This window comes from Cellulomonas sp. NPDC055163, from assembly GCF_053607065.1.
The window spans coordinates 117,279-144,132 of record NZ_JBSGSU010000002.1; the positions used below are offsets into that span (position 1 = coordinate 117,279).

Sequence of the window (26,854 nt, forward strand, 5' to 3'; positions counted from 1 at the left end):
TATCGTCATCGCGACGACAAACAGAGGAGAACCTCGTGGCCACGATCAGCCGCTACCCCTTCGTCCGGCACCTCCGGACTGCCCCCACCTCGCACGTCGTGCAGCTGCGCGGCGGCGCCGTCCGCCGGTCCGGCACCGGGCTGTCGTTCTGGTTCCGCCCCCTCACCGCGGTCCTGTCGGAGATCCCCGTCGACGACCGCGAGCTGCCTCTCGTCGCCCGCGCCCGTACCGCCGACCTCCAGGAGGTCACCGCCCAGGTCACCGTCAGCTACCGCTTCGAGGACCCCGAGCTCGTCGCCCGGCGGCTCGACTTCGGCATCGACCCGGGCACCGGCGCGTGGACCGCGAGCCCGCTCGACCAGGTCGCGCACCTGCTCGGCGAGCTCGCCTCGGGGCACGTCATGGACGCGCTCGCCGGCAGCACGCTGCGCGAGGCGATCTCCTCGGGCACCGGGCCGCTGCGTGCGCGGGTCACCGCCGCACTGCTCGCCGACGACCGGGTGGCCGCGACCGGGCTGCGCGTGCTCGGCGCCCGCATCGGCTCGGTCCGGGCCGACGCCGACCTCGAGCGCGCGCTGCAGACGCCGGCCCGCGAGCAGGCGCAGTCGGAGGCCGAGCGGTCGACGTTCGAGCGGCGCGCGCTGGCCGTCGAGCGCGAGCGCGCGATCGCGGAGAACGAGATGACCAACCGCATCGAGCTCGCGGGCCGCGAGCAGCAGCTCGTCGCGCAGGAGGGCACGAACGCCCGCGCCCGCGCGGACGAGGCCGCCGCCGCCGCGCTCATCGAGGCCCGGGCCCACGCGGACCGTCAGCGCGTGCTCGCCGCCGCGGCGGCCGAGGCGGCGCGGCTGCAGGGCGAGGCCGAGGGGGCCGCCGAGGGCGCCCGCATGGCCGCCTACGCCGACGTGCCGCGCGAGGTCCTGCTCGCCGTGGCGCTGCGTGAGCTCGCCGGGAACCTGCCCGCGATCGGCCAGCTCACGCTGACCCCGGACGCGCTCACCGGGGCGCTCACCGCGCTGACCGCCGGGCGGGGTGAGTGACGTGACGCTCGCCCCCCGCGCCGTCGTCGTGCACCGGCGCAGCGCGCTCGACGAGCTCGTCGACCGTCACGGCACCCGCGGCCAGGCCGAGTTCTTCCTGCGCACGCGCGGCCGCGACCTCGCCGAGGTGCAGGCCGGTCACGACGCCCTCGTCGACGCGCTCGCCCGGACCCGGGCCGCCATCCCGGCGCACTGGCGCCGCGGGGACGTCGACCGCGACGACCTGCACCGCTTCGCCTTCGAGCCGCAGGACGTGTGCGTCGTCGTCGGGCAGGACGGCCTCGTCGCGAACACCGCCAGGTACGTCGGCTCCCAGCCGGTCGTGGGCGTCGACCCCGAGCCCGGGCGCAACGCCGGCGTCCTCGTGCGGCACCGCCCGGCGTCGGTCGCGCGGGTGCTCGACGCGGTCGTGCGCGGCACGGCGCGCGTCGAGCCCCGGGCCCTCGTGCGCGCGTCGCTCGACGACGGCCCGTCCCTCGAGGCGCTCAACGACGTCTACATCGGGGACGTGGGCCACCAGTCCGCCCGGTACGCGCTGCACGTGCCGGGCGGGGCGAGCGAGGCGCAGTCGTCCTCGGGCGTCGTGGTGACGACCGGGACGGGCGCCACCGGGTGGGCCGCGTCGCTCGCCCGGGGCCGGGCCGACGCTCCCCCGCTCCCCGGACCCGCGGCGTCCACGCTGGCCTGGTTCGTGCGCGAGGCGTGGCCCTCGCCGAGCACCGGGACGGCCCTCACCGCGGGGACGCTGGCCACGGGCGCCGAGCTCGCCGTCGTCGTGGGATCGGAGTCGCTCGTGGTGTTCGGTGACGGCCTCGAGGCGGACCGGCTGACCGCGACGTGGGGCCAGACGGTGCGCGTGGGGCTCGCCACGCGCCGGCTCCAGCTCGTGGTGTGACGGGCCGCCCCGCGGTGCACCACCGCAGCGTCAGCCCTGGCGGGACCAGTCCGGGAGCTGCTGGACCGACCACTGGTTGCCGTCCGGGTCGGCGAACCCCGTGAACCGACCCCACGGCAAGTCCTCGACCGGCGGCGCCTCGACCCCCCGCGCGAGCAGGTGCTCGCGCGCGGCGTCCGCGTCGTCGACGACGACCTGCAGGCCACGCAGAGACCCGGGCTCGGCGTCCGAGAGCCCCAGCCCGAACGCGATGGAGCACGCCGAGCCCGGTGGGGTCAGCTGCACGAACCGCAGGTCCTCGCGGACCACGTTGTCCTGGTCGGCGACGAAGCCGACCTTGTCCACGTAGAACTCCTTGGCCCGGTCCACGTCGCTGACCGGGACGATCACGAGCTCGAGCCTGAAGTCCACCGGGGCCTCCACCGACCGGGCCGCCGACCCGACGCCGGCGACGGTTCCCCATCGTCCCGCCGACCACCGGCACGACGACAGGCCCCGACACCGCCGGCGCGCTGCCCCTTCGGCCCTTTCCTCGGCACCGGCGCCCCGCGGAACGCGGGGATTCCCCTCGTCCCGGACGGGAACCCGACGGGCTGCCCCCCGCCCCGCGCCCGAGCGGTTGCGGCACCAGGGCCGGCACGCGAGCATCGCGCGATGACGAGCCCCGAGCGTGAGCACGACCTGGTCCTGCACGGTGCCACGGGCTTCGTCGGGCGGCTCGTGGCCGCGCACCTCGCGGAGCACGCGCCCCCGACAGCCCGCATCGCGCTCGCCGGGCGGTCGCGCGCCCGCCTGGCCGAGGTCCGCGCCGGCCTCCCCGCCCGGGCGCGCGACTGGCCGCTGCTCGTCGCCGACGCGCACGACGACGCGTCGCTCGCCGCCCTCGCCGCAGCCACCCGCGCGGTCGTCACCACGGTCGGCCCGTACGCCCGGCACGGGCTGCCGCTCGTCGGGGCGTGCGCCCGGGCGGGCACCCACTACGCCGACCTCACCGGCGAGGTGCTGTTCGTGCGGGAGGCAGCGGACCGGTTCGACGCGGTCGCCCACCGGACGGGCGCGCGCCTCGTGCACGCGTGCGGCTACGACTCGGTGCCGTCGGACCTGAGCGTCCTGCTGCTGCACCGCCGCTGCGCCGCCGACGACGCCGGGGCGCTGAGCGACGTCCGCCTCGTGGCGACCGCGCGGGGCGGCCTCAGCGGCGGGACCGTCGAGTCGATGCGCGGCGTGGTCGCGGAGGCGCTGCGCTCGCCAGACGCCCGGCGCGTCCTCGCCGACCCGTTCTCGCTCAGCCCCGACCGGGCCGCCGAGACGTCCGTGGCGCAGCCGTCGGACGCGCCCGCGCCGCACCGCGGTCCCGGTGCGCGGTGGACCGCGCCGTTCCTCATGGCGTCGTTCAACAGCCGCGTCGTGCGGCGCAGCAACGCGCTGCAGGGCTGGGCGTACGGGCGCTCGCTGCGCTACGGCGAGGTCATGGGGGTGGGCCGCGGGGTGCGCGGGGCCGTGGCCGCGGCGGGCGTGACCGCGGCGCGCGGGGTGCTCCCGGCGGCGATGGCGTTCCCACCGACGCGGGCGCTGCTCGACCGCGCCCTCCCGGCGCCCGGGTCGGGACCGTCCGAGGAGACGCGGGCCCGGGGCTGGTTCCGGATGCGGACGGACGCGATCACGACGTCGGGCCGGCGCTACCGGGCCGTCGCGGCGGCACAGGGCGACCCCGGCTACGCCGCGACGGCGGTCATGATCGGCGAGGCGGGTCTCGCGCTCGCGCTCGACGCCGACCGGCTCCCCGACCGCGCGGGCTCGCTGACCCCGGCGACCGCCCTCGGTGACGTGCTCGTCGAGCGCCTGCGCGCCGCGGGCCACACCTACGACGTCGTGGAGCTCCGTCCGGTGTCCGCGACCCGGCGCGCGTGAGCGGCGCGCCCGTCCGGTGAACGAGGTCCACCGGTACGACGTCGAGGTCGTGCACCTGCTCGTCTCGCCGCGGCACGCCTACGCGGGCCGCCCGCGCGACGGCGCCGCCGACGTCCCGTCGACCGACGCCGCGCTCGTCGAGGTGGTCGCGGGCAAGGGGATCGTCGGGGACCGCTTCTTCGGACACGCCGCGCACGCCGACGCGGCGGTGACCCTCCTCGCGGTCGAGGCGCTCGAGGCGATGGCCGCCGAGCTCGGCGCCCCACCGTTCGACCCCCTGCGCGCACGCCGCAACGTCGTCCTGCGGGGTGCCGAGCTGGGCCCGCTGCTCGGCGAGGAGCTCGTCCTGGAGCAGCCGGGCGGAGCGGTCCGCCTCCGCGCCGCGTCGGTCGCCGCACCCTGCTCGTGGATGGACCACGTGCTCGCGCCCGGCGCGCTCACGGCGATGCGCGGCCGGGGCGGGCTGCGCTGCCGGCCGCTGACGACGGGGACCCTGCGGCGCGGCCCGGCGACGCTCGTGAGCCCCGTGCCGCTCGACCCCGGCCGGGCGGGTGCACCAGGGCCGGCGCGCCGCCCGCGCCGGACGGCCTGACCGTCGCGGCCCTGTGCCACCCACCCGCCGCCCACCTGGCCTCGACGTGCACGCCGCGCGCACGAGATCTCCGCACGGACCCGGCACGACGCATACCTAGCACCGCTAGGGTCGATACCCTGCAGATCTAGGTATGGAGGCGATGTGCGCATCGACAAGGACCTCGTGGCCGCCTCGGCCACACCGCTCGTCCTCGGGATCCTCTCGGACGGCGAGCAGTACGGCTACGCGATCCTCAAGCGCGTCGGCGAGCTCTCGGGCGGGCGCATGCAGTGGACCGACGGCATGCTCTACCCGCTCCTGCACCGGCTCGAGCGCGTCGGCTACGTGTCGTCCTCGTGGAGCACGTCCGAGGCAGGGCGCCGGCGCAAGCACTACGCGCTGACCGAGGCGGGCCGCGCGGCGCTCGCCGAGCGTCAGGAGCAGTGGACGGTCGTGGCCGACGCGCTGCGGCAGGTCTGGCAGCAGGCCCAGCGACCCGCCGGGCTCGTGGAGGGGTGGGCGTGATGGCGCAGGACGCCGAGCTCGAGGCGCAGATCGACCGGTGGCGCGGGTACGTGCAGCGACGCCGGGCGATCTCCACCGCGGACGTCGAGGAGCTCGAGGACCACCTGCGCGGCCAGGTCGCCGACCTGCAGGCGACCGGGCTCGACGACGAGGAGTCGTTCCTCATCGCCATCAAGCGCCTCGGCAACCTCGACGCCGTCTCGCGCGAGTACGCCCGCGAGCACTCCGAGCGGCTGTGGAAGCAGCTCGCGCTCGTGCCCGACGCCGACGACGGGACCGGCGCACCGTCCCGGCGCGAGCTCGCCGTCGTGCTGGCCCTCGCCGTCGGGGCGGGCCTCGCCGTCAAGGCCGGGGCGACGTGGATCGCCGACGAGAACGCGCTCGCCCGGAACGTCGCCGTGCTCGTCGTGCCGCTCCTCGCCGCGTACTTCGCGTGGAAGCGACGGCTCACCGTCCCCGTGGCGGCGACGCTCGTCGCTTCGTTCGCCGCGGTCGCCGTCGTCGTCAACGTCTACCCGTTCGAGCGCGGCGGCTCGACCGAGGTGCTCACCGTCGTGCACACCCCGGTCGTCCTGTGGCTGCTGCTCGGGCTCGCCTACGTCGGCGGCCGGTGGCGCTCCGACCGCGGCCGGATGGACTTCGCGCGGTTCACCGGCGAGCTCGCGATCTACCTCACGCTGCTCGCGCTCGGCGGCGGCGTGCTGGTCGGCCTGACGTTCGCGGTCCTCTCGGCCGTCGGCGTCGACGTCGAACCGGTCATGGAGGACTGGATCCTGCCGTTCGCGGTCCCGGGCGCCCTCGTCGTCGCCGCGTGGCTCGTCGAGGCGAAGAAGAACGTCGTCGAGAACATCGCCCCGGTCCTCACGCGGGTCTTCACGCCGCTGACGATCGTCATGCTGCTCGCGGTGCTCGTCGTGCTGCTGTCCTCGGGCGGCCTCGCGGACGTCGACCGCGACCTGCTCATCCTCATGGACGCGATCCTCGTGCTCGTGCTGTGCCTGCTGCTGTACTCGCTCTCGGCGCGCGACCCGCTGGCCCCGCCCGGGCTGTTCGACGGGCTCCAGCTCGTGCTCGTCGTCGCGGCGCTCGCGGTCGACGCCGTGATGCTCACGGCGATGCTGACCCGCATCGCCGAGCTCGGGTCGAGCCCCAACCGGGTCGCCGCGCTGGGCCTCAACGTCCTGCTGCTGGTCCACCTCACCGGCTCCGCGTGGCTCACCGCGCGCTTCCTGCGCCGCCGGGTCGGGCTCACGACGCTCGAGCGCTGGCAGACGCGGTACCTGCCGGTCTACGGCGCGTGGGCGGCCGTGGTCGTCGTGGCGTTCCCGCCGGTGTTCGGGTTCGCCTGACCGCCGGCGGCGCCTGGGCCGCTCCCGACGCGACGGAGGCGCGAGGACCCAGGTCCCCGCGCCTCCGTCGCCGTGCCTGCCGGCCCGCTCAGTCCTGCGGCGGCGCCGCCGAGATGTCCGCGAGCGCGGAGTCGGAGTCGAGCGCGACCGCGAGGTCGCCGATCGTCACGATGCCGACGGCCTGGTCCCCCTCGACCACCGGGACGCGGCGCAGGGCGCGCTCGCGCATGAGGTGGACGACCTCGGCGACGTCGTCGTCCGGACCGACGGTGACGAGCTCCTCGGTCGCGAGCTGACCCACCGGCGCATCCAGGCCGATCCCGGCGGCCAGGCCGCGCACGACGAGGTCACGGTCCGTGACGATGCCGACGACAGCGCCGTTCTCCGCCACGATGAGCGCCCCGACGTCCTGCGTGGCCATCGTCTGCGCGACGGCGTGCAGCGTGTCGGTCACCTCGACGACGGTCGGGTGCGGGGTCATGAGGCTCGAGACGGTGCGTGCCATGGGTACCTCCCGGTGCGCGGTGCGGTTCGAGCGTGCGCTCGACGTCGCACCCACTGTTCAGCACGCCGCTGGGACCCGCATCCGCAGACCTCAGCGCCCGATGCGCCGGTGACGGCACCGCCGGAGCGGGCGGGCGGGCGGCGCGGTCGGCCGGCCCTCGACCCGAGCCCCGGGTGCCTACGCCGGGACCGCGCTGCGCCCGGTGGACCGCGCGGGGGACGTCGACCGGCGGACCACGAGCTCGGGCTCGAACAGGAGCTCGTCCCGCGCGACGTCGGCCCCCGCGATCATGCTCGCGAGGAGCTCGACGGCCGCGCGGCCCATGGGCTCGATCGGCTGCCGGACGGTCGTGAGCGCCGGGTCCGTGGAGTTCATCAGGTTCGAGTCGTCGTAGCCCACGACGGAGACGTCGCCCGGCACGTCGAGGCCGGCGCGCCGCACCGCGCGGATCGCGCCGAGGGCCAGCGGGTCGCTCGCGCACACGACCGCCGTCGCGCCGGCGGCCAGCAGCCTCGTCGTCGCGGCCTGACCGCTCTCGAGCGAGTACTGGCTGTGCACCACGAGCTCCGGGTCGAACGACGACGAGCTGCGGGCCGCGAACGCCTGCGCCGCCGCGAGCTTGCGCTCGGAGGGGACGTGGTCCGGCGGTCCGAGCAGCAGCCCGACGCGCTCGTGCCCGAGCGAGTGGACGTGCCCGAGCGCCTGGTTCATCGCGACGAGGTCGTCGCTGGACACCCGGGGGAAGTCGAGCTCCTCGATCGACGCGTTCATGAGCACGACGGGCAGGCCGAGCGACGAGAGCCGGTGCAGGTGGGAGTGGTCGGCCCGCCGCTCGGCGTGGAAGCCACCGGCGAAGATCACGCCCGAGACGTGCTGCCCGAGGAGGAGGTCGATGTACTCGGCCTCCGTCACCCCTCCGGCGGTCCGGGTGCAGAGCACCGGGGTGAAGCCCTGCTGCGCGAGCGCCCCGCCGATGACCTCGGCCAGGGCCGGGAAGATCGGGTTGCCGAGCTCCGGAAGCACGAGCCCGACGAGCCTGCCGCGCTCCCCGCGGAGCTTCGTCGGCCGTTCGTAGCCGAGGACGTCGAGGGCGGTGAGCACCGCGTCGCGGGTCGCACGCGAGACGCCGGGCTTCCCGTTGAGCACCCGGCTCACGGTGGCCTCGCTGACCCCGACCTTCGTGGCGACCTCGGCCAGGCGTCTCGACATGCGCCGAGCATACGCAGCGACGCAAGCGGCTTGCTCTCGTTCGCCGCGTCACCGACACGCGCTCGGGGCGGGCCAGGAGCACCAGCCGGGCCTGCGACACGACACCGGCACTGACGTCGCAAGCCCCTGTGCCACCATCATCACGTTTGAATAACCCCGATGTTCAGATCTTGCGTCGATCTTGTCAGTTCCTTTAGCGTCTGCGGGACCAGCGCAGCCTCGTCGGTCATCACCGGGGCCTCGCGCCCACCGGTCGCAACGAGGCGAAGGGGCACCCTGTGGCAGAGCACGGCACGTCCGGGCCCGCGGCGCCCGACCCGCTGTGGTGGCGCCGGGCGGTGATCTACCAGGTGTACCCGCGCAGCTTCGCCGACGGCGACGGCGACGGGACCGGCGACCTCGCGGGCGTCCGAGCACGGCTCCCCTACCTCCGGGACCTCGGCGTCGACGCGATCTGGTGCACGCCCTGGTACCGCTCGCCGCTGGCGGACGGAGGGTACGACGTCGCCGACTACCGGGCGATCGACCCGCGCTTCGGGACCCTGACCGAGGCGGAGCAGCTGGTTGCCGAGGCGCTCACGCTCGGCATCCGCACGATCATCGACGTCGTCCCGAACCACGTGTCCCACGAGCACCCCTGGTTCACCGCCGCGCTCGCCGCCGGGCCGGGCTCGCCCGAGCGCCGCCGGTTCTGGTTCCGCCCGGGTCGCGGGCCGGGCGGCGACCAGGAGCCGACCGGCTGGGTCTCGAACTTCGGTGGCGCCACGTGGACGCGGACCACCGACCCGGACGGCACCCCGGGCGAGTGGTACCTCCACCTCTTCTCCCCCGAGCAGCCGGACCTCGACTGGGACCACCCCGACGTCCGCGCCGAGCACGAGGACGTGCTGCGCTTCTGGTTCGACCGCGGCGTCGCCGGCATCCGGATCGACTCCGCCGCGCTGCTCGTCAAGGACCCGGCCCTGCCGGAGGTGCCGGCCGCGCCGGGTCCCGGCGGGCACCCGTACACGGACCGCGACGAGCTCCACGACATCTACCGCTCGTGGCGTGGCGTCGCCGACGGCTACGACCCACCGCGCGTCCTGGTCGGCGAGGTCTGGCTCCCGGAGCGCGAGCGGTTCGCGCGCTACCTGCGGCCCGACGAGATGCACACCGCCTTCAACTTCGACTTCATGACCCGGCCGTGGGACGCGGCGCAGCTGCGCGAGTCGGTCGAGGAGACCCTCGCCGCGCACCGCCTCGTCGGGGCCCCCGCGACCTGGGTCCTGTCCAACCACGACGTGACCCGGCCGGTGACCCGGTACGGGCGGGCGGACACCTCCTTCGCGTTCGCGACCAAGAGGTTCGGCACCCCGACGGACCTCGCGGTGGGGCGGCGCCGGGCCCGCGCCGCCGCGCTGGTGACGGCCGCGCTGCCGGGCACGCTCTACGTGTACCAGGGTGACGAGCTCGGGCTGCCCGAGGTCGAGGACCTGCCGCGCGAGCTCCTCGAGGACCCCATGCACGCCCGGTCCGGCGGCGTGGACCCCGGACGGGACGGCTGCCGGGTGCCGCTGCCGTGGAGCGGTGACGCGCCGCCGTTCGGTTTCTCGGCCGGGGGCACGTCGTGGTTGCCGCAACCCCCCGACTGGGCTGCGCTCACGGTCGAGCGGCAGGCCGCGGACCCGGCCTCGATGCTCTCGCTCTACAGGGCGGCGCTCGCCCTGCGGCGCGAGGAGCCGGCGTTCGCCGACGGCGACCTGCGCTGGCTCGACGACACGCAGCTCGGTCCGCACGTGCTCGCCTTCGCCCGCGGCGACGACGTCGCCTGCGTCGCGAACCTCGGGCAGCACCCCGTCCCGCTCCCGGAGGGCAGCACCGTGCTGCTCGCCAGCGAGCCCGGCGTCGCGCGCGAGGGGCTGCTGCCGCGCGACTCGGCGGCATGGCTGCGCCTCCCCCCGCCCTGAACGCTCGCCCCGACCCGCAGTCCGGCCCACCCCAGAAGGAGTCGACGATGAAGTTCTCCGGTCCCACCACGACGAGGGCGCTCACGGGCGTCCTGACCCTCGGGCTGCTGGCCGCCTGCGCCCCGGGCGGTGACGACGCCGAGCCGGCTGACGGCACGCTGACGCTCTCCGTCGTCAGCCTGGCGCCCGGCTCCGAGGCCGAGGCCTTCGCGGCGTTCGACGAGCGGGTCGCGGCCTTCGAGGCGGCGAACCCCGACATCGACGTCGAGGCCGAGGAGTACGAGTGGGAGGCCGCCACCTTCGCCTCGCAGCTCGCCGGCGGGACGCTGCCCGACGTCTTCGAGATCCCGCTCACGGACGCCAAGACGCTCGTCGCGAACGGGCAGCTCGCGAACCTCCAGGACGAGTTCGCGACGCTGCCGTACGCGGACGAGTTCAACGAGGAGCTCCTCGAGGCAGGGAAGGGCGAGAACGGCGACGTGTACGCCATCCCGGCCAAGTCGATCTACGGCGTGGCCCTGCACTACAACCGTGCGCTGTTCGCGCAGGCCGGCCTCGACCCGGACAGCCCACCGACCACGTGGGACGAGGTGCGCGAGCAGGCGAAGGAGATCAAGGACGCCACCGGCGTGCCCGGCTACGCCACGATCTCGGCGAGCAACGCCGCCGGGTGGCAGCTCGCGGCCGCCACGTACGCCCGCGGCGGACGGCTCCAGGAGGTCGACGGCGACACCGTGACGGCCACGCTCGACAACGACGCCACCCGCGAGCACCTGGAGTTCCTCCAGGCGATGCGCTGGGAGGACGACTCGGTCCTCTCCGACACCACGCTGAGCTGGGAGACGACCAACCAGGCGTTCGCCGCCGGGCAGATCGCGATGTACACGTCCGGCTCGGACATCTACAACACCCTCGTCGAGAACTACGCCACGACCGGCGAGGACTACGGGCTCACCGCGATCCCGCTCGAGGGCGCCGACGCGGGCGTCCTCGCCGGCGGGACCATGGCGGCCGTCGGGGCCGAGGTCGACGAGGAGACCCAGGCCGCCGCAGTCAGGTGGATCGACTTCTTCTACCTCTCCAACCTCCTCGACGAGGAGCAGGCGGTCGAGAACGCCCGGGTCCGCGCGGAGAACGACCAGACGGTCGGCACGCCGGTGCTGCCGATCTTCAGCCGCGAGCAGTACGAGACGGCGAACGCGTGGGTCGCCGAGTACGTGAACGTCCCGCTCGACCAGATGACCGGCTACACCTCCGTGATGTTCGACCAGCCCGTCGTCGGCGAGCCGTCCGTCCAGGGCCAGGGCACGTACGCGGCGCTCGAGGTGCCCATCCAGTCCGTGCTCACCGACCCCGACGCCGACGTCGACGCCCTGCTGGACGCCGCGAACCGCGAGGTCCAGGCCCTGATCGACGAGGGCTGACCCCGCCCCGGTGCCTGCCGGAGACCCCGTGGGCCCGGCAGGCACCGCCACGACCAGGAGAGGGACCACCATGACGACCCCGGAACTCGCCGACCGCCGGCGAGCCCGTGCCACACCGAGCACCTGGCTCCGCAGCGGCGGCCTCAGCACGCTCGTCTTCGCCCTGCCCGTGCTGCTGGTGTTCGGGGTGTTCTCCTGGTTGCCGATCGGCCGGGCCGTGGTGATGAGCTTCCAGGAGACGAACCTCCTCGTGTCCACCTGGGTGGGACTGGACAACTTCCGTGCCGTCCTCGCCGACCCGGCCCTGCCCCTCGCGGTACGGAACACCGCGTGGTTCGCGCTGCTGGCGCTCGTCCTCGGCTACCCGGTGCCGATCGTCGCCGCCGTCCTGATGAGCAGCGTCCGCCGTGCCAAGGGGGTGTACTCCGCCCTGGCCTACCTGCCCGTCGTCGTCCCCCCGGTGGTCGCCGTGCTGCTGTGGCGGTTCTTCTACGACGCGCGGCCGGAGGGGGTGTTCAACGAGCTGCTGTCGACGGTGGGGCTCGGCCCGTACCCGTGGTTGCAGAGCAGCACGTGGGCGATGCCGTCGCTCGTCCTCGAGGCCACGTGGGCGGCCGCGGGCGGCACCGTCATCATCTACCTCGCGGCCCTCGCGAGCGTGCCCGCCGAGCTGTACGACGCCGCCGAGGTCGACGGCGCGTCGATCTGGCGCAAGGTCGTGCACGTCACGCTGCCGCACCTGCGGGGTGTCCTCTTCCTCACCCTGATCCTCCAGGTCATCGGGACCGCGCAGGTCTTCCTCGAGCCGTTCCTGTTCACCGGCGGCGGACCGGCGAACTCGACGCTGACCATCCTGCTGCTCATCTACAGGAAGGCCTTCGGCCAGAACCTCGGGGCCGACTACGGCGAGGCGACCGCTCTCAGCCTGCTCCTGGCGCTCGTCCTCGCTGTGATGTCCCTGCTCTACTTCCGCCTCACCCGCAGCTGGAGCACGACATGACCACGACCACGCCGACCGCCGTGCCCGGACCCACCGCCGGCGGCTCGCTCCCGCCGGTCCCGGCACGGCGCCGGTCCGACGCGCCGGTGGCACCGCGCCGCCTCTTCCGCGCTCGACGCCCGCAGGGCCCGGCCGACGACGACGCGCGGGACTACGTCTCGACGGCGGACTGGCGCCGGCCGCTCGTCCGGCGAGGGCTGACGACCGGCCACGTCACGCTGCTCGTGCTGCTCGTCGTCTGGGGGGTCGGGCCGGTCCTGCTGCTCGCGAAGTTCGCGGTCACCCCGACCCAGGACATCCTGCGCACGCCGCTCGCCGTCTTCCCCCACGGCCTCGCGCTGCAGAACCTCGACGAGGCGTGGAGCGGGATCGGCGTCAGCCGCTACTTCCTCAACACCGTCGTCGTCGCCGCCGGCTCGTGGGCGTGCCAGGTGATCGTGGCGACGACGGGCGGGTACGTCCTGTCGGTGCTCCGGCCCCGGTACGCGGGCGTGCTGCACGGGGCGGTGCTGGCGACGCTGTTCGTGCCGGCGGTCGTCCTGCTCGTCCCGCTCTACCTGACGGTCCTGCACCCGCCGGTCGGCGGCTCGCTGGTCAACACCTTCTGGGCGGTCTGGCTGCCGGCCGGGGCCAGCGCCTTCAACGTCGTGCTCGTGCAGCGCTTCTTCGACTCGCTGCCGCGCGAGGTCTTCGAGGCTGCACGGGTCGACGGCGCCGGCGCGTTCCGCCTCTTCTGGTCGGTCGTGCTCCCGATGAGCCGGCCCATCCTGGGCGTCGTCTCCGTCTTCGCCGTCATCGCGTCGTGGAAGGACTTCCTGTGGCCGTTCCTCGTCCTGCGTGACCCGGACCTGCAACCGCTCTCGGTGCGGCTGCCCTCGCTGTTCGGCACCACCGACCTCGGCGCGATGATGGCCGCGCTCGCGATCTCGACGATCATCCCGATCGCCGTGTTCCTGGTGTTCCAGCGCCTGTTCCTGCGCGGCGCCGGGCTCGGCGGCGCCGTCAAGGGCTGACGGGACACCCTCGCCCGGGGCGGCGCGCTCGCGGTCGTCGTCGCGCACCCCGGGCGACCCGGCGAGCGCGGCAGCGCGTGCTCCCGCGCTTCGTCGGCCTCCCCCGCGGCTCACCTCGCCCCGACGGGACGAGGTGACGGCGGCGCGGCGGGGAGTGGGATGACTGCACCCCGTCGGCACGGGTCGGCACACGAGGTCGACGCGCTACGCCGTGGGGGCGGCGACGCGCGGGCGCGGCTCACGTGCGCGGACCCGGCTCGGGCTCGGGCTCCGGAGGTGCGTCGCGGTGGAACGGGATCGCGCGGGCCCGTCCGGGCTCGCGGGGGTCGTCGACGATCTCCCGGCCGTCGAGCCACGCGGAGATCACGCTCGCCAGCTCCCCGGGGTGACTGAAGTTGATCGAGTGCGCCGCGCCCTCGATGAGCACGAGGTCGACGTGCTCGGGCGAGATCATCCGGACCTCCCGCACGCGCTGCGGGCCGGGCATGAGGGGGTCACGGTCGCCGAGCACCGCGAGCGTGGGGACCGGCGCGGTGAGCAGGCGCTCGAGCGCGGGGAACCGCGTGAGCTGGCTGAACAGGCTGAAGGCGTTGACCGGGCCGAAGCGCACGTAGTCGGGGACGGCCACGCGCGCCATGCGCGGGCTCTCGCGGACCGCGTCGACGGCGAGCTGGCCGATCGCCCGGCCCAGCGGCTGGTTCTGCCGCCCACCGGCGGGCGAGACCAGGACGAGGCGGTGCACGCGCTCCGGCGCCTCGTGGGCGATCTCGAGCGCGATGACGCTCCCCATGGAGTTGCCGATCAGCACGGCCCGGTCGAGCTCGAGCGCGTCGAGGATCCCGGTCATGGCGTGCGCGAGGCCGGGGATCGGCAGGGCGCGCGCCGGGCGGTCGCTCCGACCGTACCCGGGCAGGTCCGGCACGATCGTCGTGCCTCGGGAGGCGAGCAGGCGGGCCGTCGGCATCAGGTAGGTCCCGGAGATGCCGAAGCCGTGGATGTGCACGATCGGCACCCCGGGCACCTCGGGTCCGCGCCGGTAGAAGACGCGCCCGCCGCCGACCGTGACCCAGCCCTCGCTCCAGCCGTCGTCCACGCGCGCCCCGGCGCCCGACCCGGTGCGCGCGTGCCCGAGCGAGGGCCGGTGAGGTCGACGTCGGGGCGCGTCCCCGGAGCCGCGCCCGGTCTGCGCCGTCACGAGCGGACCTCCCCGGCGGCGTCCGGACCCGGCTCGGCGCTCCCGGCAGCGCCCCGGGAACCCGGGTCGCCGGCGCGGAGGTCGGTCCACGCCCGTCGCACAGGCGTGCAGGCGGTCCCGGTGCGCGCTCCGGCTGGTCTCGTCACGCCCGCGCGGCCGGTCATCCCCCCACTCTCGCCGGGAGGGACGGACCGCACCTCACACCCTGGGGGTGACGTGCGCCGGCCCCCGGGGACGACGCTACGCGGACCGGCACCCCCCGTGCGCCGGTCCGGACGCGGCCGCCGGCCGACCGACAACATGTGGCAACTCGTTGCCGACCCCGGCCCCGACGACTGTGATGACCGGGCCGCACATCCATCGACGGGGAGCATCCGATGACCACAGCAATCACCGAGCAGCAGGAGGCGGCGCGCCGTCCGCTGACGTGGAAGGCGCTGGTCGGCTACAGCCTCGGCGACTTCGGCTGCAACCTCGCCTTCTCGCTCGGTTCCACGTTCCTGCTCTACTACTACACCGACGTGGCCGGCCTGACGGCTGCCACCGTCGGGACGATGTTCTTCGTCGTGCGGCTGTGGGACGCCTTCGCCGACGTCATCGCCGGTCGCGCGGTCGACCGGACGATGACGCGCTTCGGCAAGTTCCGCCCGTTCATCCTGTTCTTCGCCGTGCCGCTGCTGTTCATGAGCTTCTTGACGTTCCGCGTGCCGACCGGCCTGGACGACGTCGGGACGCTGCTCTACGTCTACCTCACCTACGCCGTCCTCGGTCTGCTGTACTCGCTGGTGAACATCCCGTACGGCTCGCTCGCCTCCGCGATGACCCAGTCGGTCCACCAGCGAGCCAAGCTGGTGGCGGCACGCACCCTCGGCGCGGCGGCCGGTGGCGTCCTGATCAGCTACATCATCGCGCCGCAGATCGCGGCACTGCGCGCGCAGAAGGACGTCCTGTCCCCCGAGGTCTACCTCGAGCGAGCCCAGGCGATCTTCACCAACATCACCCTGCTCTTCCTGGTGCTGGGCACGATCGCCTTCGGCCTGACGTTCCTGTGGTGCCACGAGACGGTGGTCCGCCGCTCGCCCAGCGTGACCGTCAAGGAGACCTTCGGCACGCTGCGCCAGAACCGCCCGCTCGCCATCCTGTGCGGCGCCAGCTTCTTCTACCTGATGGGCTACTACACCGTCACGGGCGCCACGCTCTACTACGCGACCTACATTCTCGGAGACGCCGCACTCGCTTTCCAGGTGGCGCTGCTCAGCACCGGTGTGCAGATCCTCATCACGCCGTTCTGCCCGAAGCTGATCCGTCGGTTCGGCAAGAAGACCCTGTTCCAGTACGCAGGCATCCTGACCGTCATCGGCGGTGTGGGCCTGTTTCTCACGCCGAACGGCACGATCTGGTTGGCACTGGTCTGCCTCGGCATCAAGGGTGTGGGGTTCTCCCTGATCAACACCATGATGTTCGCCCTGGAGCCCGACACCGTCGAGTACGGCGAGTGGAAGACCGGGGTGCGGTCGGAGGGCGCGACCTACGCGATCTTCTCGTTCACCCGCAAGGTCACCCAGTCCATCGGCGGCGCTGCGACGGCGTGGGCGCTCGCGCTGGGCGGGTACGTCTCCGCGACGGCCGAGGTCGCCACCCCGGACCAGCCGGAGTCGGCGCTCCTGGCGATCAAGGTGGTCTTCGGTCTGGTCCCGGCGATCGCGGCGGTGCTCGCCATGATCGTCTTCATCACCTACCCGCTCACCGACCAGCGGTTCCGCGAGGTCCGCGACGAGTCCGAGGCACGCAAGGCCGCGCTGGACCACGCCGTGCTCGGCGACCGCGGCACGGTGTGACCACGTCACCCGAGGGAGACACCGCCATGTGGACGCTGTCCGGCTTCGCCGACGGCTACGCCCGCTCGCCGGGAGAACGACAGCACGTGGGCCGACCTCGTCAACGCCTACGAGAAGATCGACCCCCACGCGGTCCTTCCGATCCACCGGCGGCTCGTCGAGCACGACCTCGTCGACGCCGACGCACAGCGCTACCGACGAGCCGCACTGCGGCTGGCAAGGATGCGCAGGCTCGCTGCCGGGACCGACGCGTCGGTAGAGATCGACGACCTGGTCGCCGAGCTGCGCGAGACCCACCGCCGCCGACCGCGCCTGCAGCAGGAACTCGACCGCGCAGGGCTGCGCTGAGGCCCGACAGCCGCACAGCCGTCCGCAGGCGCCGGTATGGCCCGCTCAGGCGCAGCTGATTGCGCGAACGACGAAGGCCCGGACCATCAGGTCCGGGCCTTCGTCTTCTTGTAGCGGGGGCAGGATTTGAACCTGCGACCTCTGGGTTATGAGCCCAGCGAGCTACCGAGCTGCTCCACCCCGCGTCGGTGTCTCTACAGTACGTCACCGGCGCGGAGGGACCAAATCGGTCCTGGTCACGTGCCCGAGTACGCCGCCTCGAGCGCCGCGACGTCGATCTTGGTCATGCTCATGAGCGCGGCGGTCGCGCGCTGGACGCCCGCAGCGTCGGGCCGCTGCATGACGTCGTCGAGCTGGCGCGGTACGACCTGCCACGAGACGCCGAAGCGGTCCCGCAGCCACCCGCACTGGCTGGTCTGCCCGCCGTCCGCGGCGAGCTCGTCCCAGTAGCGGTCGACCTCGGCCTGGTCCTCGCAGGTGAGGTAGAACGAGAACGCCTCGTCGAGCGTGAAGGCGGAGCCGGCGTTGAGGAACGTCGCCGGCATCCCGTCGATCACGAGCTCGACGATGAACGTGGCGCCCTCGGGGACGTCGGGGATCCCGGCCGGGGCCGTCACGACGCTCGTGATCGTCGTGTTCGGGATCGTCTTCGCGTAGAACTCCGCGGCCTCCTCGGCGCGGTCGTGGAACCACAGGTGCGGTCGAACGGCGCCCATCAGGGGTACCTCCTCGTCGGTGAACGGTCTCCCCTGGGCAGACCCTCGCCCGGTCGCGGACTCATCGGTCGTGGTGGGCGCGACGCGGACCGGCAGCACGGCGGAGGGCCCGGACCGCAAACCGGTCCGGACCCTCCGTCATCACCGCGTCACCGCGTCACCGCGTCACTCGATCTCGGCCTCCGCCGCGATCGCCGCCGCGATGGCCGCGTCGAGCGCGTCCTGCGCCTCGCCGTACGCCGCGAAGTCGCCGGCCGCCAGGGCCGCCTCGCCGGCTTCGATGGCCGCGCGCGCCTCGTTCAGCGCCGTGTCGAGCCGGGTGCGCGCGTCACCCGCCGGCGCCTCGCCCGTGTCACCACCCGCGTCGCTGCCGGCCCCGCCGTCCGCGCCCGGGTCGGCACCCGGGTCGCCGCCCGCGCCGACCACCTCGGTGTCGAACACCTGGCCGAGGGCCTCCTCGAGCGTGTTGGCGAAGCCGATCTCGTCGCCGAACGCCACGAGCACCTTCTGCAGCAGCGGGAACCGCGTGCCGGCGGCCGACTGGACGTACACCGGCTGGACGTAGAGCAGCCCGCCGCCGACGGGGAGCGTCAGGAGGTTGCCGCGCACCACCGTCGAGTTCTGCTGCGACAGGATGTTCAGCTCTCTCGACACGTCGGGGTCGGAGTCGAAGTTGTTGTTCACCTGACCCGGCCCGGGGACGGTCGAGTCGCGGGGCAGCTCGAGGAGGCGCAGCTTGCCGTAGCCCTCCGCGGGCTCGCCCTCCTGGTTGCCCGCTTCCGCGTCGACCGCGAGGAACCCGCTCAGGACGTTGCGCTGGTTCGTCGTCCCGCCCGAGGCCGGGATGAACGTCGACATGAGCGAGAACGTCGCCTCGTCCTGGTCGGGCATCTTGAGCGTCAGGTAGTACGGCGGCTGCGGCACCTGCGTGTCGCCGAGCGTCGGGTCGTTCGGGTTGGCCCAGAAGTCACCACCCGAGAAGAACTCCTCGGCCTCGGTCACGTGGTAGCGCGTGAGCAGGTTCCGCTGGACCTTGAACAGGTCCTCCGGGTACCGCAGGTGGCTCATGAGCCCGCCGCTGATCTCGGAGATCGGCTCGAGGCTCGACGGGAACACCTTCTGCCACGCCTGGAGCACCGGGTCCTCGGTGTCCCACGCGTAGAGCTTGACGCTGCCGTCGTACGCGTCGACCGTGGCCTTGACCGAGTTCCGGATGTAGTTGACGGTCTGCGGGAGCAGCGCGTCGATGCTCTCGGAGCGCTGCGTGACCGAGTCGATCGTCGCGTCGTCGAGCGCACGCGACGCCGCGTACGGGTAGCCGTCGCTCGTCGTGTACCCGTCGATGACCCACACCACGCGCCCGTCGACGACCGCGGGGTACTGCCGGCCGTCGATCGTCAGGTACGGCGCGACCTTCTCGACGCGCGTACGCGGGTCACGGTCGTAGAGGATCTGCGACTCGGACGTCACGCGCTCCGAGAACAGGATCTCCTGCGAGCCGAACTTCAGCGCGTAGAGCAGCTTCGTGACCGGGTCGCCGATCTCGGGACCGGCCGAGACCTCGTCGGTCGGGAACGACGTGTTGACCTGCCCGCCGGACTCGTCGTCCGGGTAGTCGAGCTCCCACTCACGGGAGCCCTCCGGGGCCCCGACGACGGAGTACAGCGGCGAACGCGGGCTGAAGTAGATGCGCTCCTCGTACTCGCCGAGCTGGCCGGACGACGGGATGCCGCCCTCCCAGAACGCCGGCCGACCGCCCGCCGCCGTCGTGTTGCCGTACGCCGCCACGACGCCGAAGCCGTGCGTGTACACCGTGTGGTCGTTGGTCCAGTTCCGCTGACCCTCGCTGAGCCCGTCGAGCTCGAGCTCCCGCACCGCGATCACCGTGTCGCGGCTCTCGCCGTCGATCTCGTACCGGTCCACCGAGAGGGTGTCCGCGAAGCTGTAGTAGCCCTTGTTCTGCTGGAGCTGGCGGAACGACGGGCTGACGATCTGCGGGTCGAGCAGGCGGATCGACGTGGTGGTGTCGGTGTCCGCGGGCAGCGCCGCCGCCTCGGCCGTGACCTTCGCCTCGTACGGCTGCACGTCGACGTCCTCGAGGTCGAACGCCTTGAGGGTCGCGTCGATGTTGCGCTGGATGTACGGCGCCTCGGCGTCCTGCTGGTTCGGGGTCACCTGGAAGCGCTGGACGACAGCCGGGTAGATGCCGCCGACCGCGACCGCGGCGACGACCATGAGCCCGAGGCCGATCGCGGGGAGCCGCCAGTTGCCGCGCACCGCCGTGATGACGAACAGGATCGCGACGAAGACCGCGACGCCCGCGAGGATCGCCTTGGACGGGATGACCGCGTTGATGTCGGTGTAGCTCGCGCCCTCGAACCGGCTGCCCTCGCGGGTCAGCACCGAGTAGCGGTCGAGCCAGTAGTTCGCGCCGATGAGCAGCATGAGCGCCGCGCCGAGGACCGAGAGGTGGATCCGTGCGGAGGGCGTCGTGCGGGGCGCGCCCGCGGGGCCGCCGATGCGGATGCCGCCGTACAGGTACTGGGTCGCGACACCGCCGATGGCCGCGAGCACGACGACCGCCATGAGGAACGACACGACGAACCGCAGGCCGGGCAGCGTGAACACGTAGAACCCGACGTCGATCCCGTACTCGGGGTCCACCTCACCGAACGCGACCGAGTTCATCCACAGCTGGACGGTGCTCCACTGCTGCGACGCCGCACCGCCCGCGAACAGGCCGAGGACCGCCGGACCGGCGACCATGACGAGGCGGCGCAGCGGCTCGATGGCCTCCCGGTACTGGTCGAGGCTCGCCTGCTCCTGCGTGGACGGCGCGTAGATCGGCCGCGAGCGGTACCCGAAGCTCAGGCTCGCGGCGACACCGCCCGCCATGAGCAGGAAGCCGAGCACGAAGAGCACGGCACGCGTGCCCCACTCGGTGCGCAGCACCTCGACGTAGCCGAGCTGGTCGAACCAGAGCACCTCGGTCCACACCTGCGCGAGGATCAGGACGAGCACGACGATCACGCCGAGCACGACGAGGGTCGGCCCGAGCGGGCCGCGGCGTCGACCCGGTGGCCGTGGGCTGGGTCGGCGGGCGTTGGGGTTCGTGAAGGTCACGGGGTCAGGGTCCTCGTCATCGGCGACAGCTGGGGCACAGTCCGTGAACGTCCCGCCGCCGCCCGGGGTTCCCGTGGGAGCAGGTACGGATGGGACGATGTCGGACGTGGACGAGCCCATCCTGCCCCTGTCACCCCCGTCGGCGCGCGCGAGCCTGGCCGAGGCCGTCCGCGAGATCGAGCGGCACGTCGCGACGGGCGGCTGGGACGGTCCGGTGCGGGTCTTCGCGCTGGTGCGCACGGGCGCCGCGCTCGCGGCCGAGCCCGGCCTCGCCGCACAGCTGCCGCCCGAGGTGGTCGCCCTCGCGCGGCACGACGAGCACCACCTCACGTCGGTCGAGCAGGAGGACCTGCCCGCCGCGGCGGACCTCGAGCAGCTCCTCGCCGGGATCGAGTGGCCCGCGGGGGTCGACGGCGCAGCGGTCACCGTCGAGCGCGTCGTGCTGCCGCCGGCCGCCGAGGAGGGCGTCCCCGCCGACCCCGACGACGCGCTGGCCTACCTCATGGCGCACCCCGACCGGCAGGACGTGCGGATCGCGGTCGGCGCGCTGCGTGACGGGACGAGCTGGTGCGCGGTGCGCACCCGCAACAACGACAGCGACGACTCCGTCGGTCAGGGACCGGACCTCGTGCCCGGGCTCGTCGAGGCCGTGGTCGCGACGCTGCACTGAGCGCCGACGCTGCACCGGCCGCGTCGCAGCCCGATCGTGGCGCAGCCGGGTACGGGTGCGGCGCGGACCGGGAGCGGCGCCGTCAGGAGCAGGTCGGCAGGTCGTCCGTCTCGCCGGCACCGATCGCCACGACGGCCTCCCGGGCGTCGTGCAGCGTCGCCACGGACACGACCCGCAGCCCGTCGGGCACGTGCCCGACGACCTCGTCGCAGTTGCCCGCGGGGGCCAGGAACCAGCTCGCGCCGTCCCGCACCGCGCCGCCGAGCTTCTGCTGGATGCCGCCGATCGGCCCGACCTCGCCCGACGCGTCCATCGTCCCGGTCCCCGCGATGACGGCACCCTGCGCCTCGTCCTCCGGGGTCAGCCGGTCGATGATCCCGAGCGCGAACATCGTGCCGGCGCTCGGCCCGCCGATGTCCTCGATCTGGATCGTCACCTCGACGGGCTCGCCGAGCTCGGAGTCGATCACGGGCAGCTCGAACTGCGGGTCGACCAGCACGCCGAGCCGGCTGCCGCCGCCCTCACGCTCACCGGTCACGATCTCGAGCTCGAGGTCCTCGCCGGAGCGCTCGACGCCGAGCCGCACGGTCGTGCCGGGGTCGATCTCCCGGAGCAGGTCCGTGAGCTGCGTGAACGAGGTCAGCTCGGTCCCGTCGAGCGAGGCCAGCACGTCGCCCTCCTCGACGACGCCGTCCGACCCGCTGCCCTCCTCGGCACCGGCCACGACCATCGTCGCGGGGACCTCGTGCCCGAGCTCCTCGAGCGCCGCGACCGTCGCGTTCTCCTGCGAGGAGACCATCGCCGCCTGGTTCTGCTCGTCGAGGCTGTCCTGCGAGACGTCCGGGGGGAAGACCTCCTCGACCGGGCGCACGGCGGTGAGCGGCGCCCACCAGCCGCGCAGCACGTCCAGGACGTTCGACGGGTACCCGGGGCCGCCCGTCGTGGAGACGGTCGTGAGCAGCAGCTCACCCGTCGCGGGGAACGTCTCGGCGCCCTCGATCGAGATGAGGGGCGTGCCGGACTGCTCGCCGAGGGTGTCCCGCGTCGGGCCGGGCGAGCTCACCGCGTAGGGCGCCGGCAGCACGACCAGCCCGCCGAGCAGCACCGCGGTCGCGAGCATCGCGACGGACAGGGTGACGTTCCGCGGCGAGGCGGGTGCCGGCGCGACCTCCACGGGAGTGTCGGACGTGACCGGTCCGCCGGGCACACCGTCGCCCGAGGGCCCGTCCGGCGCCGCCGGCCCGCCGTGCACCCCGCCGGCGCCGGGCGTCAGGCCGTCGCCGGCCCCGTCGTCGCGGGGCACGGCTCCGTCGCCCGCGGCGCGGTGGCTCGGGACCCCGGAGGTCCGGGCGGAGGTGGTGGGGTTCTCGTCGGGCACCCCCCGATCATCCCCTACGGCGACCGCGCGCCTGCTTCAGGACGGCGGCGGTGCCGATGAGCGCGACGGCCGCACCCGCCGCACCGAGGGCCGCCGCGTCGCGCGCCCCGAACCGCCGCCCGGCGAGCGCGATGCGCCCCTGCACGGCGACGAGCAGCACGTCGAGGCACTCCGCGGTGGACCGGCGGGCCTCCCAGCCGGCCGCCCGCAGCCCGTCGCTCGCGACCGACCACGGGTACACCGCGTACGCGAGCTCGGCGCCCGGCGCGGGCAGCACGCCGACGCGGTGCAGGCGCTCCGCGGTGCCGAACGCGGTGGCGGCGGCGAGCTCGACGCGGCGCATCCCGGCGGCGGCCTCGACCTCCCGCGCCGTCAGCTCGTCGGCGGCTCCCACGGTCAGCGGCCCCGTGAGCCGCTCGTCGACCGCGGTCGCGACCGCCGACGCGAGGTCGTCGACGTGCACGAGCTGCCAGCGCCGCTCGACGCCCCGCACCGTGAGCAGGCGCGGGGCCTCGAAGTGCCGGGTCAGGAGCGTGTCCAGCCCCGGCCCGACGAGCCCGGCCGGGCGCAGCACCGTCACGAGCGGCGACCGGCGCCGGGACGCGCGCGCGAGCACCGCCTCGACCGCGAGCAGGTCCCCGACGACCCCGTCGCGCAGGCCGTCGTCCGGCGCCTCGCCCGTCCGCCGCAGCGAGCGCCCCGGCCCGCTGCCGTGACCGAGGATCGGGTCGCCGTCGTGGATCGTCGGGCGGTCCGGCGCGGCCCCGTGCACCATCGCCGACGTGACCGCGACGAGGTGCCGGACGCCCGCCTCGCGCGCCGCCGAGACCGTCCGTGCCGCGTGCGCCACCGCCTCGGTCCGGCGCTGCTCGACGGGCACGGCCCAGTCCGCCTGGAGGTCACCCCCGTGCGCGACGAGCACGACCACCTCGGCGCCCGCGAGCGCGACGTGCGGCTCGGACTCGGGCACCGCGTCGAGCCGGTGCACCGCGCGCGGGCCGTTCGTGGACAGCCAGGCGGCGAGCGCCGACGCGACCGGCCCGACGCCGACGACGACGAGCCCGCCCGGAACCGCGTCGCCGCCCCGCGCACGACTGCGCCCTGAGCGAACCTCGCGCTGCACCATCTCGTGGCCTCTGCTCTGTGGTTACCGTGGGACACCGCCTGCCCCCCGCCGGCACATCGTCCCAGGAGCACGCCGATGAGCACCGACCGCCCCGCCGGATCGTCCCCCGACGGCGAGGACACCCCTGCGCCGTGGGACGAGATCCTGCGCCAGATGTTCGGACCGGACGCCGAGGAGGCGCTCGCCCAGCTCCGCGCGCAGGGCATGGACCCGGCGGCGATGGCGGCGGCCTCAGGGCTGCCCGACGACCCGCGCCTGCTCGGTCAGGTGCTCGACCAGGTGCGCCGCCTGCTCGCGTCCTCCGGCGAGGGCCCGGTCAACTGGGACATCGCGCACGACGTGGCCCGCCAGGCCGCGGTCACCGAGGGCGACCCGTCACTGACCGCGCTCCAGGCCAAGCAGGTCAGCGAGGCCCTGTCCGTCGCCGAGCTGTGGCTCGACGCCGCGACCGACCTGCCCCCCGCGGGCGGCCCCGTCCGCGCATGGAGCCGTTCCGAGTGGGTCGAGCAGACCCTGCCGACGTGGCGCACCCTGACGGAGCCCGTCGCGTCGTCGCTCACGACGGCGCTCGCGGGCGCCCTCGCCGAGCAGCTGCCCGAGGACCTCGCGGCCGAGGGACTGCCGCCCGGGATGCTCGTGCCCGGCACGCCGAGCGACCCCGCCCAGCTCGTGCGCAGCCTCGGCGCCGCGGTGTTCGGCATGCAGGTCGGCCAGGCCGCCGGGACCCTCTCGCGCGAGGTCTTCGGCATCACCGACATCGGCCTGCCGCTCGTCCGTGAGCCCTCGACCGCGCTCGTGCCGTCGAACGTCGAGGCCTTCGCTGCGGGGCTCGACGCCCCGCTCGAGGAGGTCCGCCTCTACCTCGCGCTCCGCGAGGCCGCGCACGCCCGCCTGTTCACGCACGTCGCCTGGCTGCGCGCGCACCTGCTCGGCGCCGTCGAGGCGTACGCGCGCGGCATCACGGTCGACCTCGACCAGCTCGAGGAGGCCGTCGCGTCGATCGACCCGACCGACATGTCGGCGCTGCAGTCCGCGCTCTCGGGCGGCGTCTTCAACCCGCACACCACCGACGAGCAGAAGGCCGTCCTCGGCCGGCTCGAGACCGCGCTCGCGCTCGTCGAGGGCTGGGTCGACGAGGTCACGTCCGTCGCTGCCCTCCCCCACCTGCCGCACGCGGTCGCGCTCCGCGAGATGATCCGCCGCCGCCGCGCCGCGGGCGGGCCCGCCGAGCAGACGTTCGCCACGCTCGTCGGCCTCGAGCTCCGGCCCCGCCGGTCGCGCGACGCCGCAGCGCTGTGGGCGCGCATCACGGCCGACGGTGGCCCCGAGGCGCGCGACGCCGTGTGGGACCACCCCGACCTCCTGCCGACCGACCAGGACCTCGACGACCCGGACGGGTACGCCGCACGCCGCCAGACCGCGAGCGACGAGGCCGCCGACGTCGACCGGGCGCTCGCCGAGATCCTCGGCGAGGAGCCGGAGAAGCCGCAGGGCTGACCCGCCACGGGGAGGCTGCGCCGACTCCCCACGGAACGGCACGGCCGGGCGTTGGCAGGCAGCCGCAGGGCGGGCGTCCGCAGGGCGGGGCGTCCGCGAGGCAACGACCCGCGCCGGACGCTGGCCCGGCGCGCCCGTCACCCGTCGGCGGGGTCGGCCCCGATCTCGTCGACCACGTCGAGCCCGTCGTCCTCGCTGCCGGCGTCGTCGCCCGGCTCGTCGTCCACGTCCCCACCGAGCGTCGGAGGCTGGCCCGTGCGCGCGCGCTCGTGCCCGTACGCGACGCCCTCGAGGAAGCCGCGCGCCCGGTCCGTGCGGGGGTAGGCCTCGAGCTCGGCCCAGAAGTCGGCCCCGTGGCCGGCGTGCAGCAGGTGCGCGAGCTCGTGCAGCAGCACGTAGTCGAGGACCCACCCGGGCATGCCCTGCAACCGGTCGGAGATCCGGATCGTCCCGTCGAGCGGGGTGCACGAGCCCCACCGCCGGCCCTGGTTGCTGGACCACGTGACGCTCGCGGGGCGCGCCCGCCCGGCGAGGTAGCGCGCCGAGAGCCCCGAGGCGCGCTCGGCGAGCTGGACGTCCGACGGGCGCCGCCGACGCTCCTGCCGCTCGAGCCGGGCCACCATGCGCTGGACCCACTCGCGCTCCTGCGCACGGGTGAACCGCGCGGGGATCGCGATGATCGTGCGGTCGCCGTCGCGGTAGGCGGTCACCGTGCGCGTGCGGTTGCGCGAGCGGCGCACCTCGACGGCTCCCACGGGTGCGAGCTCGGTCGGCACGTCCACGGTGCGCGGGGTGGCCGGGCGTGCGTGCGAGGACGGCGTCCGGCTCGCACGCGACACCGGCTCGGCGGAGGTGCGCGGCGCCCGCCCCGCGGGCATGACGGAGGTGCCCTCGGCCGAGTGCCCGCGGCGCCGCTCCACGCCGTGCACGCTATCGGCTCGGGCCCCTGCGAGAGGCCCACCTCGCCGGAGCGGCGCCGAGCACTGCGCTCCGCCCGGCGACCAAGGCCCGTCAATCCGGCAGCCCGGTAGCCCGTGGGCCCGGCGACCCGGCAGTCCGGCAGCCCTCCAGCCCGGCAGTCCGGCAGGACACAGCCCTCGTCGGGCCGGGCGCGCCCGCACGACCGCCGCCTGCCGGGTGCCGGGTGCCGCCTGCCGGGTGCCGGGTGCCGGGTGCCGGGTGCCGGCGGACCCTCCCCCGCGTCCCCCGAACCGGCGAACGGGTTCCCTTCGGGGCGTCCGTTCCGGCGAGTCGAGCCCGTCGGAGCCCCCCGCCGCGCCGCCGCGATTACTGTGGGGCTCGCTCAGGTCGGGGCGGCTCCCCTCATCTCGACCGGGCCGCCGGGCCGACGGACGCGCCCGATGTCCGCAGACGCGAGGAGACCTGTCATGGCCGAGACCTACAAGGGCGAGTTCTACTGCGTGAAGTGCAAGGAGAAGCGCGAGGCCGAGGGCGACGTCGTCGTCTCCGAGTCCGGCCGCAAGATGGCCAAGGGCGTCTGCCCCGTGTGCGGCACCAAGCTCAACCGCATCCTCGGCAAGGCCTGAGCACCCCCAAGGCACCGCACGCCTC

The 26,854-nt window shown here is 74.3% G+C and carries 24 protein-coding genes and 1 tRNA gene; 15 read left to right on the plus strand and 10 right to left on the minus strand.

Going from position 1 to position 26,854, the window contains the following annotated elements; genetic code table 11:
• Positions 1-35 precede the first annotated feature (35 nt).
• Together ACWFNE_RS04275 and ACWFNE_RS04280 are read left to right on the plus strand one after the other, a co-directional pair.
• A complete protein-coding gene (locus ACWFNE_RS04275) occupies positions 36-1,040 on the plus strand; it encodes an SPFH domain-containing protein (protein WP_452121227.1) in 1,005 nt (334 codons plus the stop codon).
• Position 1,041: 1 nt separating this feature from the next.
• Positions 1,042-1,935: a hypothetical protein gene (locus tag ACWFNE_RS04280; RefSeq protein ID WP_452121228.1), complete on the plus strand. Its 894-nt coding sequence runs from the start codon at positions 1,042-1,044 to the stop codon at positions 1,933-1,935.
• A gap of 30 nt (positions 1,936-1,965) precedes the next feature.
• Here ACWFNE_RS04280 and ACWFNE_RS04285 read toward each other — a convergent pair whose 3' ends face one another.
• Complete coding sequence (locus ACWFNE_RS04285; RefSeq protein ID WP_452121229.1) at positions 1,966-2,346, minus strand: glyoxalase superfamily protein; 381 nt, start codon at positions 2,344-2,346, stop codon at positions 1,966-1,968.
• A 243-nt stretch (positions 2,347-2,589) separates the two neighbouring features.
• Between ACWFNE_RS04285 and ACWFNE_RS04290 the strand changes: the two genes are divergently transcribed.
• The 4 genes from ACWFNE_RS04290 (at position 2,590) to ACWFNE_RS04305 (ending at position 6,294) form a co-directional block, all read left to right on the plus strand.
• The gene (locus tag ACWFNE_RS04290) at positions 2,590-3,846 is read left to right on the plus strand and encodes a saccharopine dehydrogenase family protein (RefSeq protein ID WP_452121230.1); all 1,257 of its coding nucleotides are present in this window, start codon (positions 2,590-2,592) and stop codon (positions 3,844-3,846) included.
• A gap of 16 nt (positions 3,847-3,862) precedes the next feature.
• The gene (locus ACWFNE_RS04295) at positions 3,863-4,438 is read left to right on the plus strand and encodes an MOSC domain-containing protein (RefSeq protein ID WP_452121231.1); all 576 of its coding nucleotides are present in this window, start codon (positions 3,863-3,865) and stop codon (positions 4,436-4,438) included.
• 144 nt (positions 4,439-4,582) lie between these two features.
• Positions 4,583-4,945, plus strand: a complete 363-nt coding sequence (locus ACWFNE_RS04300) for a PadR family transcriptional regulator (RefSeq protein WP_452121232.1) — start codon at positions 4,583-4,585, stop codon at positions 4,943-4,945.
• Positions 4,945-6,294, plus strand: a complete 1,350-nt coding sequence (locus ACWFNE_RS04305; RefSeq protein WP_452121233.1) for a permease prefix domain 1-containing protein — start codon at positions 4,945-4,947, stop codon at positions 6,292-6,294. The genes ACWFNE_RS04300 and ACWFNE_RS04305 overlap by 1 nt, the downstream gene beginning before the upstream one ends.
• Before the next feature lie 88 nt (positions 6,295-6,382).
• On the opposite strand, the gene ACWFNE_RS04310 is transcribed toward ACWFNE_RS04305, so the two are convergent.
• Positions 6,383-6,799, minus strand: coding sequence for a CBS domain-containing protein (locus ACWFNE_RS04310; protein ID WP_452121234.1), 417 nt, complete (start codon positions 6,797-6,799; stop codon positions 6,383-6,385).
• Between the two features lie 177 nt (positions 6,800-6,976).
• Positions 6,977-8,008, minus strand: coding sequence for a LacI family DNA-binding transcriptional regulator (locus ACWFNE_RS04315; RefSeq protein ID WP_452121235.1), 1,032 nt, complete (start codon positions 8,006-8,008; stop codon positions 6,977-6,979).
• A 278-nt stretch (positions 8,009-8,286) separates the two neighbouring features.
• On the opposite strand from ACWFNE_RS04315, the gene ACWFNE_RS04320 reads away from it, so the two are divergent.
• From ACWFNE_RS04320 to ACWFNE_RS04335, 4 genes are all read left to right on the plus strand, one after another.
• Positions 8,287-9,954 (plus strand): glycoside hydrolase family 13 protein, encoded by a 1,668-nt coding sequence (locus ACWFNE_RS04320; RefSeq protein ID WP_452121236.1) that lies wholly within the window; start codon positions 8,287-8,289, stop codon positions 9,952-9,954.
• A gap of 47 nt (positions 9,955-10,001) precedes the next feature.
• Positions 10,002-11,378, plus strand: a complete 1,377-nt coding sequence (locus tag ACWFNE_RS04325) for an ABC transporter substrate-binding protein (RefSeq protein WP_452121237.1) — start codon at positions 10,002-10,004, stop codon at positions 11,376-11,378.
• Positions 11,379-11,448: 70 nt separating this feature from the next.
• Entirely contained in the window at positions 11,449-12,378 is a 930-nt protein-coding gene (locus ACWFNE_RS04330; RefSeq protein WP_452121238.1) for a carbohydrate ABC transporter permease, read from the plus strand.
• Positions 12,375-13,391 carry a carbohydrate ABC transporter permease gene (locus ACWFNE_RS04335; protein WP_452121239.1) on the plus strand — a complete coding sequence of 339 codons (1,017 nt, stop codon included), beginning with the start codon at positions 12,375-12,377 and terminating at the stop codon, positions 13,389-13,391. Before ACWFNE_RS04330 ends, ACWFNE_RS04335 begins: the two co-directional genes overlap by 4 nt.
• 238 nt (positions 13,392-13,629) lie before the next feature.
• On the opposite strand, the gene ACWFNE_RS04340 is transcribed toward ACWFNE_RS04335, so the two are convergent.
• Positions 13,630-14,586 carry an alpha/beta fold hydrolase gene (locus tag ACWFNE_RS04340; RefSeq protein WP_452121240.1) on the minus strand — a complete coding sequence of 319 codons (957 nt, stop codon included), beginning with the start codon at positions 14,584-14,586 and terminating at the stop codon, positions 13,630-13,632.
• Positions 14,587-14,963: 377 nt separating this feature from the next.
• Here ACWFNE_RS04340 and ACWFNE_RS04345 point away from each other — a divergent pair, with 377 nt between their 5' ends.
• Positions 14,964-16,424 (plus strand): glycoside-pentoside-hexuronide (GPH):cation symporter, encoded by a 1,461-nt coding sequence (locus ACWFNE_RS04345; protein ID WP_452121241.1) that lies wholly within the window; start codon positions 14,964-14,966, stop codon positions 16,422-16,424.
• Positions 16,425-16,646: 222 nt separating this feature from the next.
• Complete coding sequence (locus tag ACWFNE_RS04350) at positions 16,647-16,772, plus strand: hypothetical protein (RefSeq protein ID WP_452121242.1); 126 nt, start codon at positions 16,647-16,649, stop codon at positions 16,770-16,772.
• A 111-nt stretch (positions 16,773-16,883) separates the two neighbouring features.
• On the opposite strand, the gene ACWFNE_RS04355 is transcribed toward ACWFNE_RS04350, so the two are convergent.
• The 3 genes from ACWFNE_RS04355 to ACWFNE_RS04365 form a co-directional block, all read right to left on the minus strand.
• A tRNA-Met gene (locus tag ACWFNE_RS04355) sits at positions 16,884-16,957 on the minus strand.
• A 51-nt stretch (positions 16,958-17,008) separates the two neighbouring features.
• The gene (locus ACWFNE_RS04360; RefSeq protein ID WP_452121243.1) at positions 17,009-17,488 is read right to left on the minus strand and encodes a VOC family protein; all 480 of its coding nucleotides are present in this window, start codon (positions 17,486-17,488) and stop codon (positions 17,009-17,011) included.
• Positions 17,489-17,653: 165 nt separating this feature from the next.
• Positions 17,654-20,611, minus strand: a complete 2,958-nt coding sequence (locus ACWFNE_RS04365) for a UPF0182 family membrane protein (RefSeq protein WP_452121244.1) — start codon at positions 20,609-20,611, stop codon at positions 17,654-17,656.
• Positions 20,612-20,708: 97 nt separating this feature from the next.
• Here ACWFNE_RS04365 and ACWFNE_RS04370 point away from each other — a divergent pair, with 97 nt between their 5' ends.
• Positions 20,709-21,281 carry a PPA1309 family protein gene (locus ACWFNE_RS04370; protein WP_452121245.1) on the plus strand — a complete coding sequence of 191 codons (573 nt, stop codon included), beginning with the start codon at positions 20,709-20,711 and terminating at the stop codon, positions 21,279-21,281.
• An 82-nt stretch (positions 21,282-21,363) separates the two neighbouring features.
• Here the strand turns inward: ACWFNE_RS04370 and ACWFNE_RS04375 are convergent, their stop codons facing one another.
• Together ACWFNE_RS04375 and ACWFNE_RS04380 are read right to left on the minus strand one after the other, a co-directional pair.
• The gene (locus ACWFNE_RS04375; protein WP_452121246.1) at positions 21,364-22,659 is read right to left on the minus strand and encodes a S16 family serine protease; all 1,296 of its coding nucleotides are present in this window, start codon (positions 22,657-22,659) and stop codon (positions 21,364-21,366) included.
• Positions 22,660-22,666: 7 nt separating this feature from the next.
• Complete coding sequence (locus ACWFNE_RS04380) at positions 22,667-23,785, minus strand: nucleoside-diphosphate sugar epimerase (protein WP_452121247.1); 1,119 nt, start codon at positions 23,783-23,785, stop codon at positions 22,667-22,669.
• A gap of 75 nt (positions 23,786-23,860) precedes the next feature.
• Between ACWFNE_RS04380 and ACWFNE_RS04385 the strand changes: the two genes are divergently transcribed.
• Positions 23,861-25,282, plus strand: coding sequence for a zinc-dependent metalloprotease (locus tag ACWFNE_RS04385; RefSeq protein WP_452121248.1), 1,422 nt, complete (start codon positions 23,861-23,863; stop codon positions 25,280-25,282).
• Positions 25,283-25,419: 137 nt separating this feature from the next.
• Here the strand turns inward: ACWFNE_RS04385 and ACWFNE_RS04390 are convergent, their stop codons facing one another.
• A complete protein-coding gene (locus tag ACWFNE_RS04390; RefSeq protein WP_452121567.1) occupies positions 25,420-26,160 on the minus strand; it encodes a YgjP-like metallopeptidase domain-containing protein in 741 nt (246 codons plus the stop codon).
• A 510-nt stretch (positions 26,161-26,670) separates the two neighbouring features.
• Between ACWFNE_RS04390 and ACWFNE_RS04395 the strand changes: the two genes are divergently transcribed.
• Positions 26,671-26,829: a DUF5679 domain-containing protein gene (locus ACWFNE_RS04395; protein ID WP_183295582.1), complete on the plus strand. Its 159-nt coding sequence runs from the start codon at positions 26,671-26,673 to the stop codon at positions 26,827-26,829.
• Positions 26,830-26,854 lie beyond the last annotated feature (25 nt).

Excerpts from the sequence above, each read along its gene's own strand:
- ACWFNE_RS04345 (WP_452121241.1), top strand. The coding sequence starts at position 14,964 with ATGACCACAGCAATCACCGAGCAGCAGGAGGCGGCGCGCCGTCCGCTG.
- ACWFNE_RS04385 (WP_452121248.1), top strand. The coding sequence starts at position 23,861 with ATGAGCACCGACCGCCCCGCCGGATCGTCCCCCGACGGCGAGGACACC.
- ACWFNE_RS04315 (WP_452121235.1), bottom strand. The coding sequence starts at position 8,008 with ATGTCGAGACGCCTGGCCGAGGTCGCCACGAAGGTCGGGGTCAGCGAG.
- ACWFNE_RS04360 (WP_452121243.1), bottom strand. The coding sequence starts at position 17,488 with ATGGGCGCCGTTCGACCGCACCTGTGGTTCCACGACCGCGCCGAGGAG.
- ACWFNE_RS04310 (WP_452121234.1), bottom strand. The coding sequence starts at position 6,799 with ATGGCACGCACCGTCTCGAGCCTCATGACCCCGCACCCGACCGTCGTC.
- ACWFNE_RS04290 (WP_452121230.1), top strand. The coding sequence starts at position 2,590 with ATGACGAGCCCCGAGCGTGAGCACGACCTGGTCCTGCACGGTGCCACG.
- ACWFNE_RS04380 (WP_452121247.1), bottom strand. The coding sequence starts at position 23,785 with ATGGTGCAGCGCGAGGTTCGCTCAGGGCGCAGTCGTGCGCGGGGCGGC.
- ACWFNE_RS04390 (WP_452121567.1), bottom strand. The coding sequence starts at position 26,160 with ATGCCCGCGGGGCGGGCGCCGCGCACCTCCGCCGAGCCGGTGTCGCGT.
- ACWFNE_RS04350 (WP_452121242.1), top strand. The coding sequence starts at position 16,647 with ATGCGCAGGCTCGCTGCCGGGACCGACGCGTCGGTAGAGATCGACGAC.
- ACWFNE_RS04305 (WP_452121233.1), top strand. The coding sequence starts at position 4,945 with ATGGCGCAGGACGCCGAGCTCGAGGCGCAGATCGACCGGTGGCGCGGG.
- ACWFNE_RS04370 (WP_452121245.1), top strand. The coding sequence starts at position 20,709 with ATGTCGGACGTGGACGAGCCCATCCTGCCCCTGTCACCCCCGTCGGCG.
- ACWFNE_RS04325 (WP_452121237.1), top strand. The coding sequence starts at position 10,002 with ATGAAGTTCTCCGGTCCCACCACGACGAGGGCGCTCACGGGCGTCCTG.
- ACWFNE_RS04395 (WP_183295582.1), top strand. The coding sequence starts at position 26,671 with ATGGCCGAGACCTACAAGGGCGAGTTCTACTGCGTGAAGTGCAAGGAG.
- ACWFNE_RS04335 (WP_452121239.1), top strand. The coding sequence starts at position 12,375 with ATGACCACGACCACGCCGACCGCCGTGCCCGGACCCACCGCCGGCGGC.
- ACWFNE_RS04330 (WP_452121238.1), top strand. The coding sequence starts at position 11,449 with ATGACGACCCCGGAACTCGCCGACCGCCGGCGAGCCCGTGCCACACCG.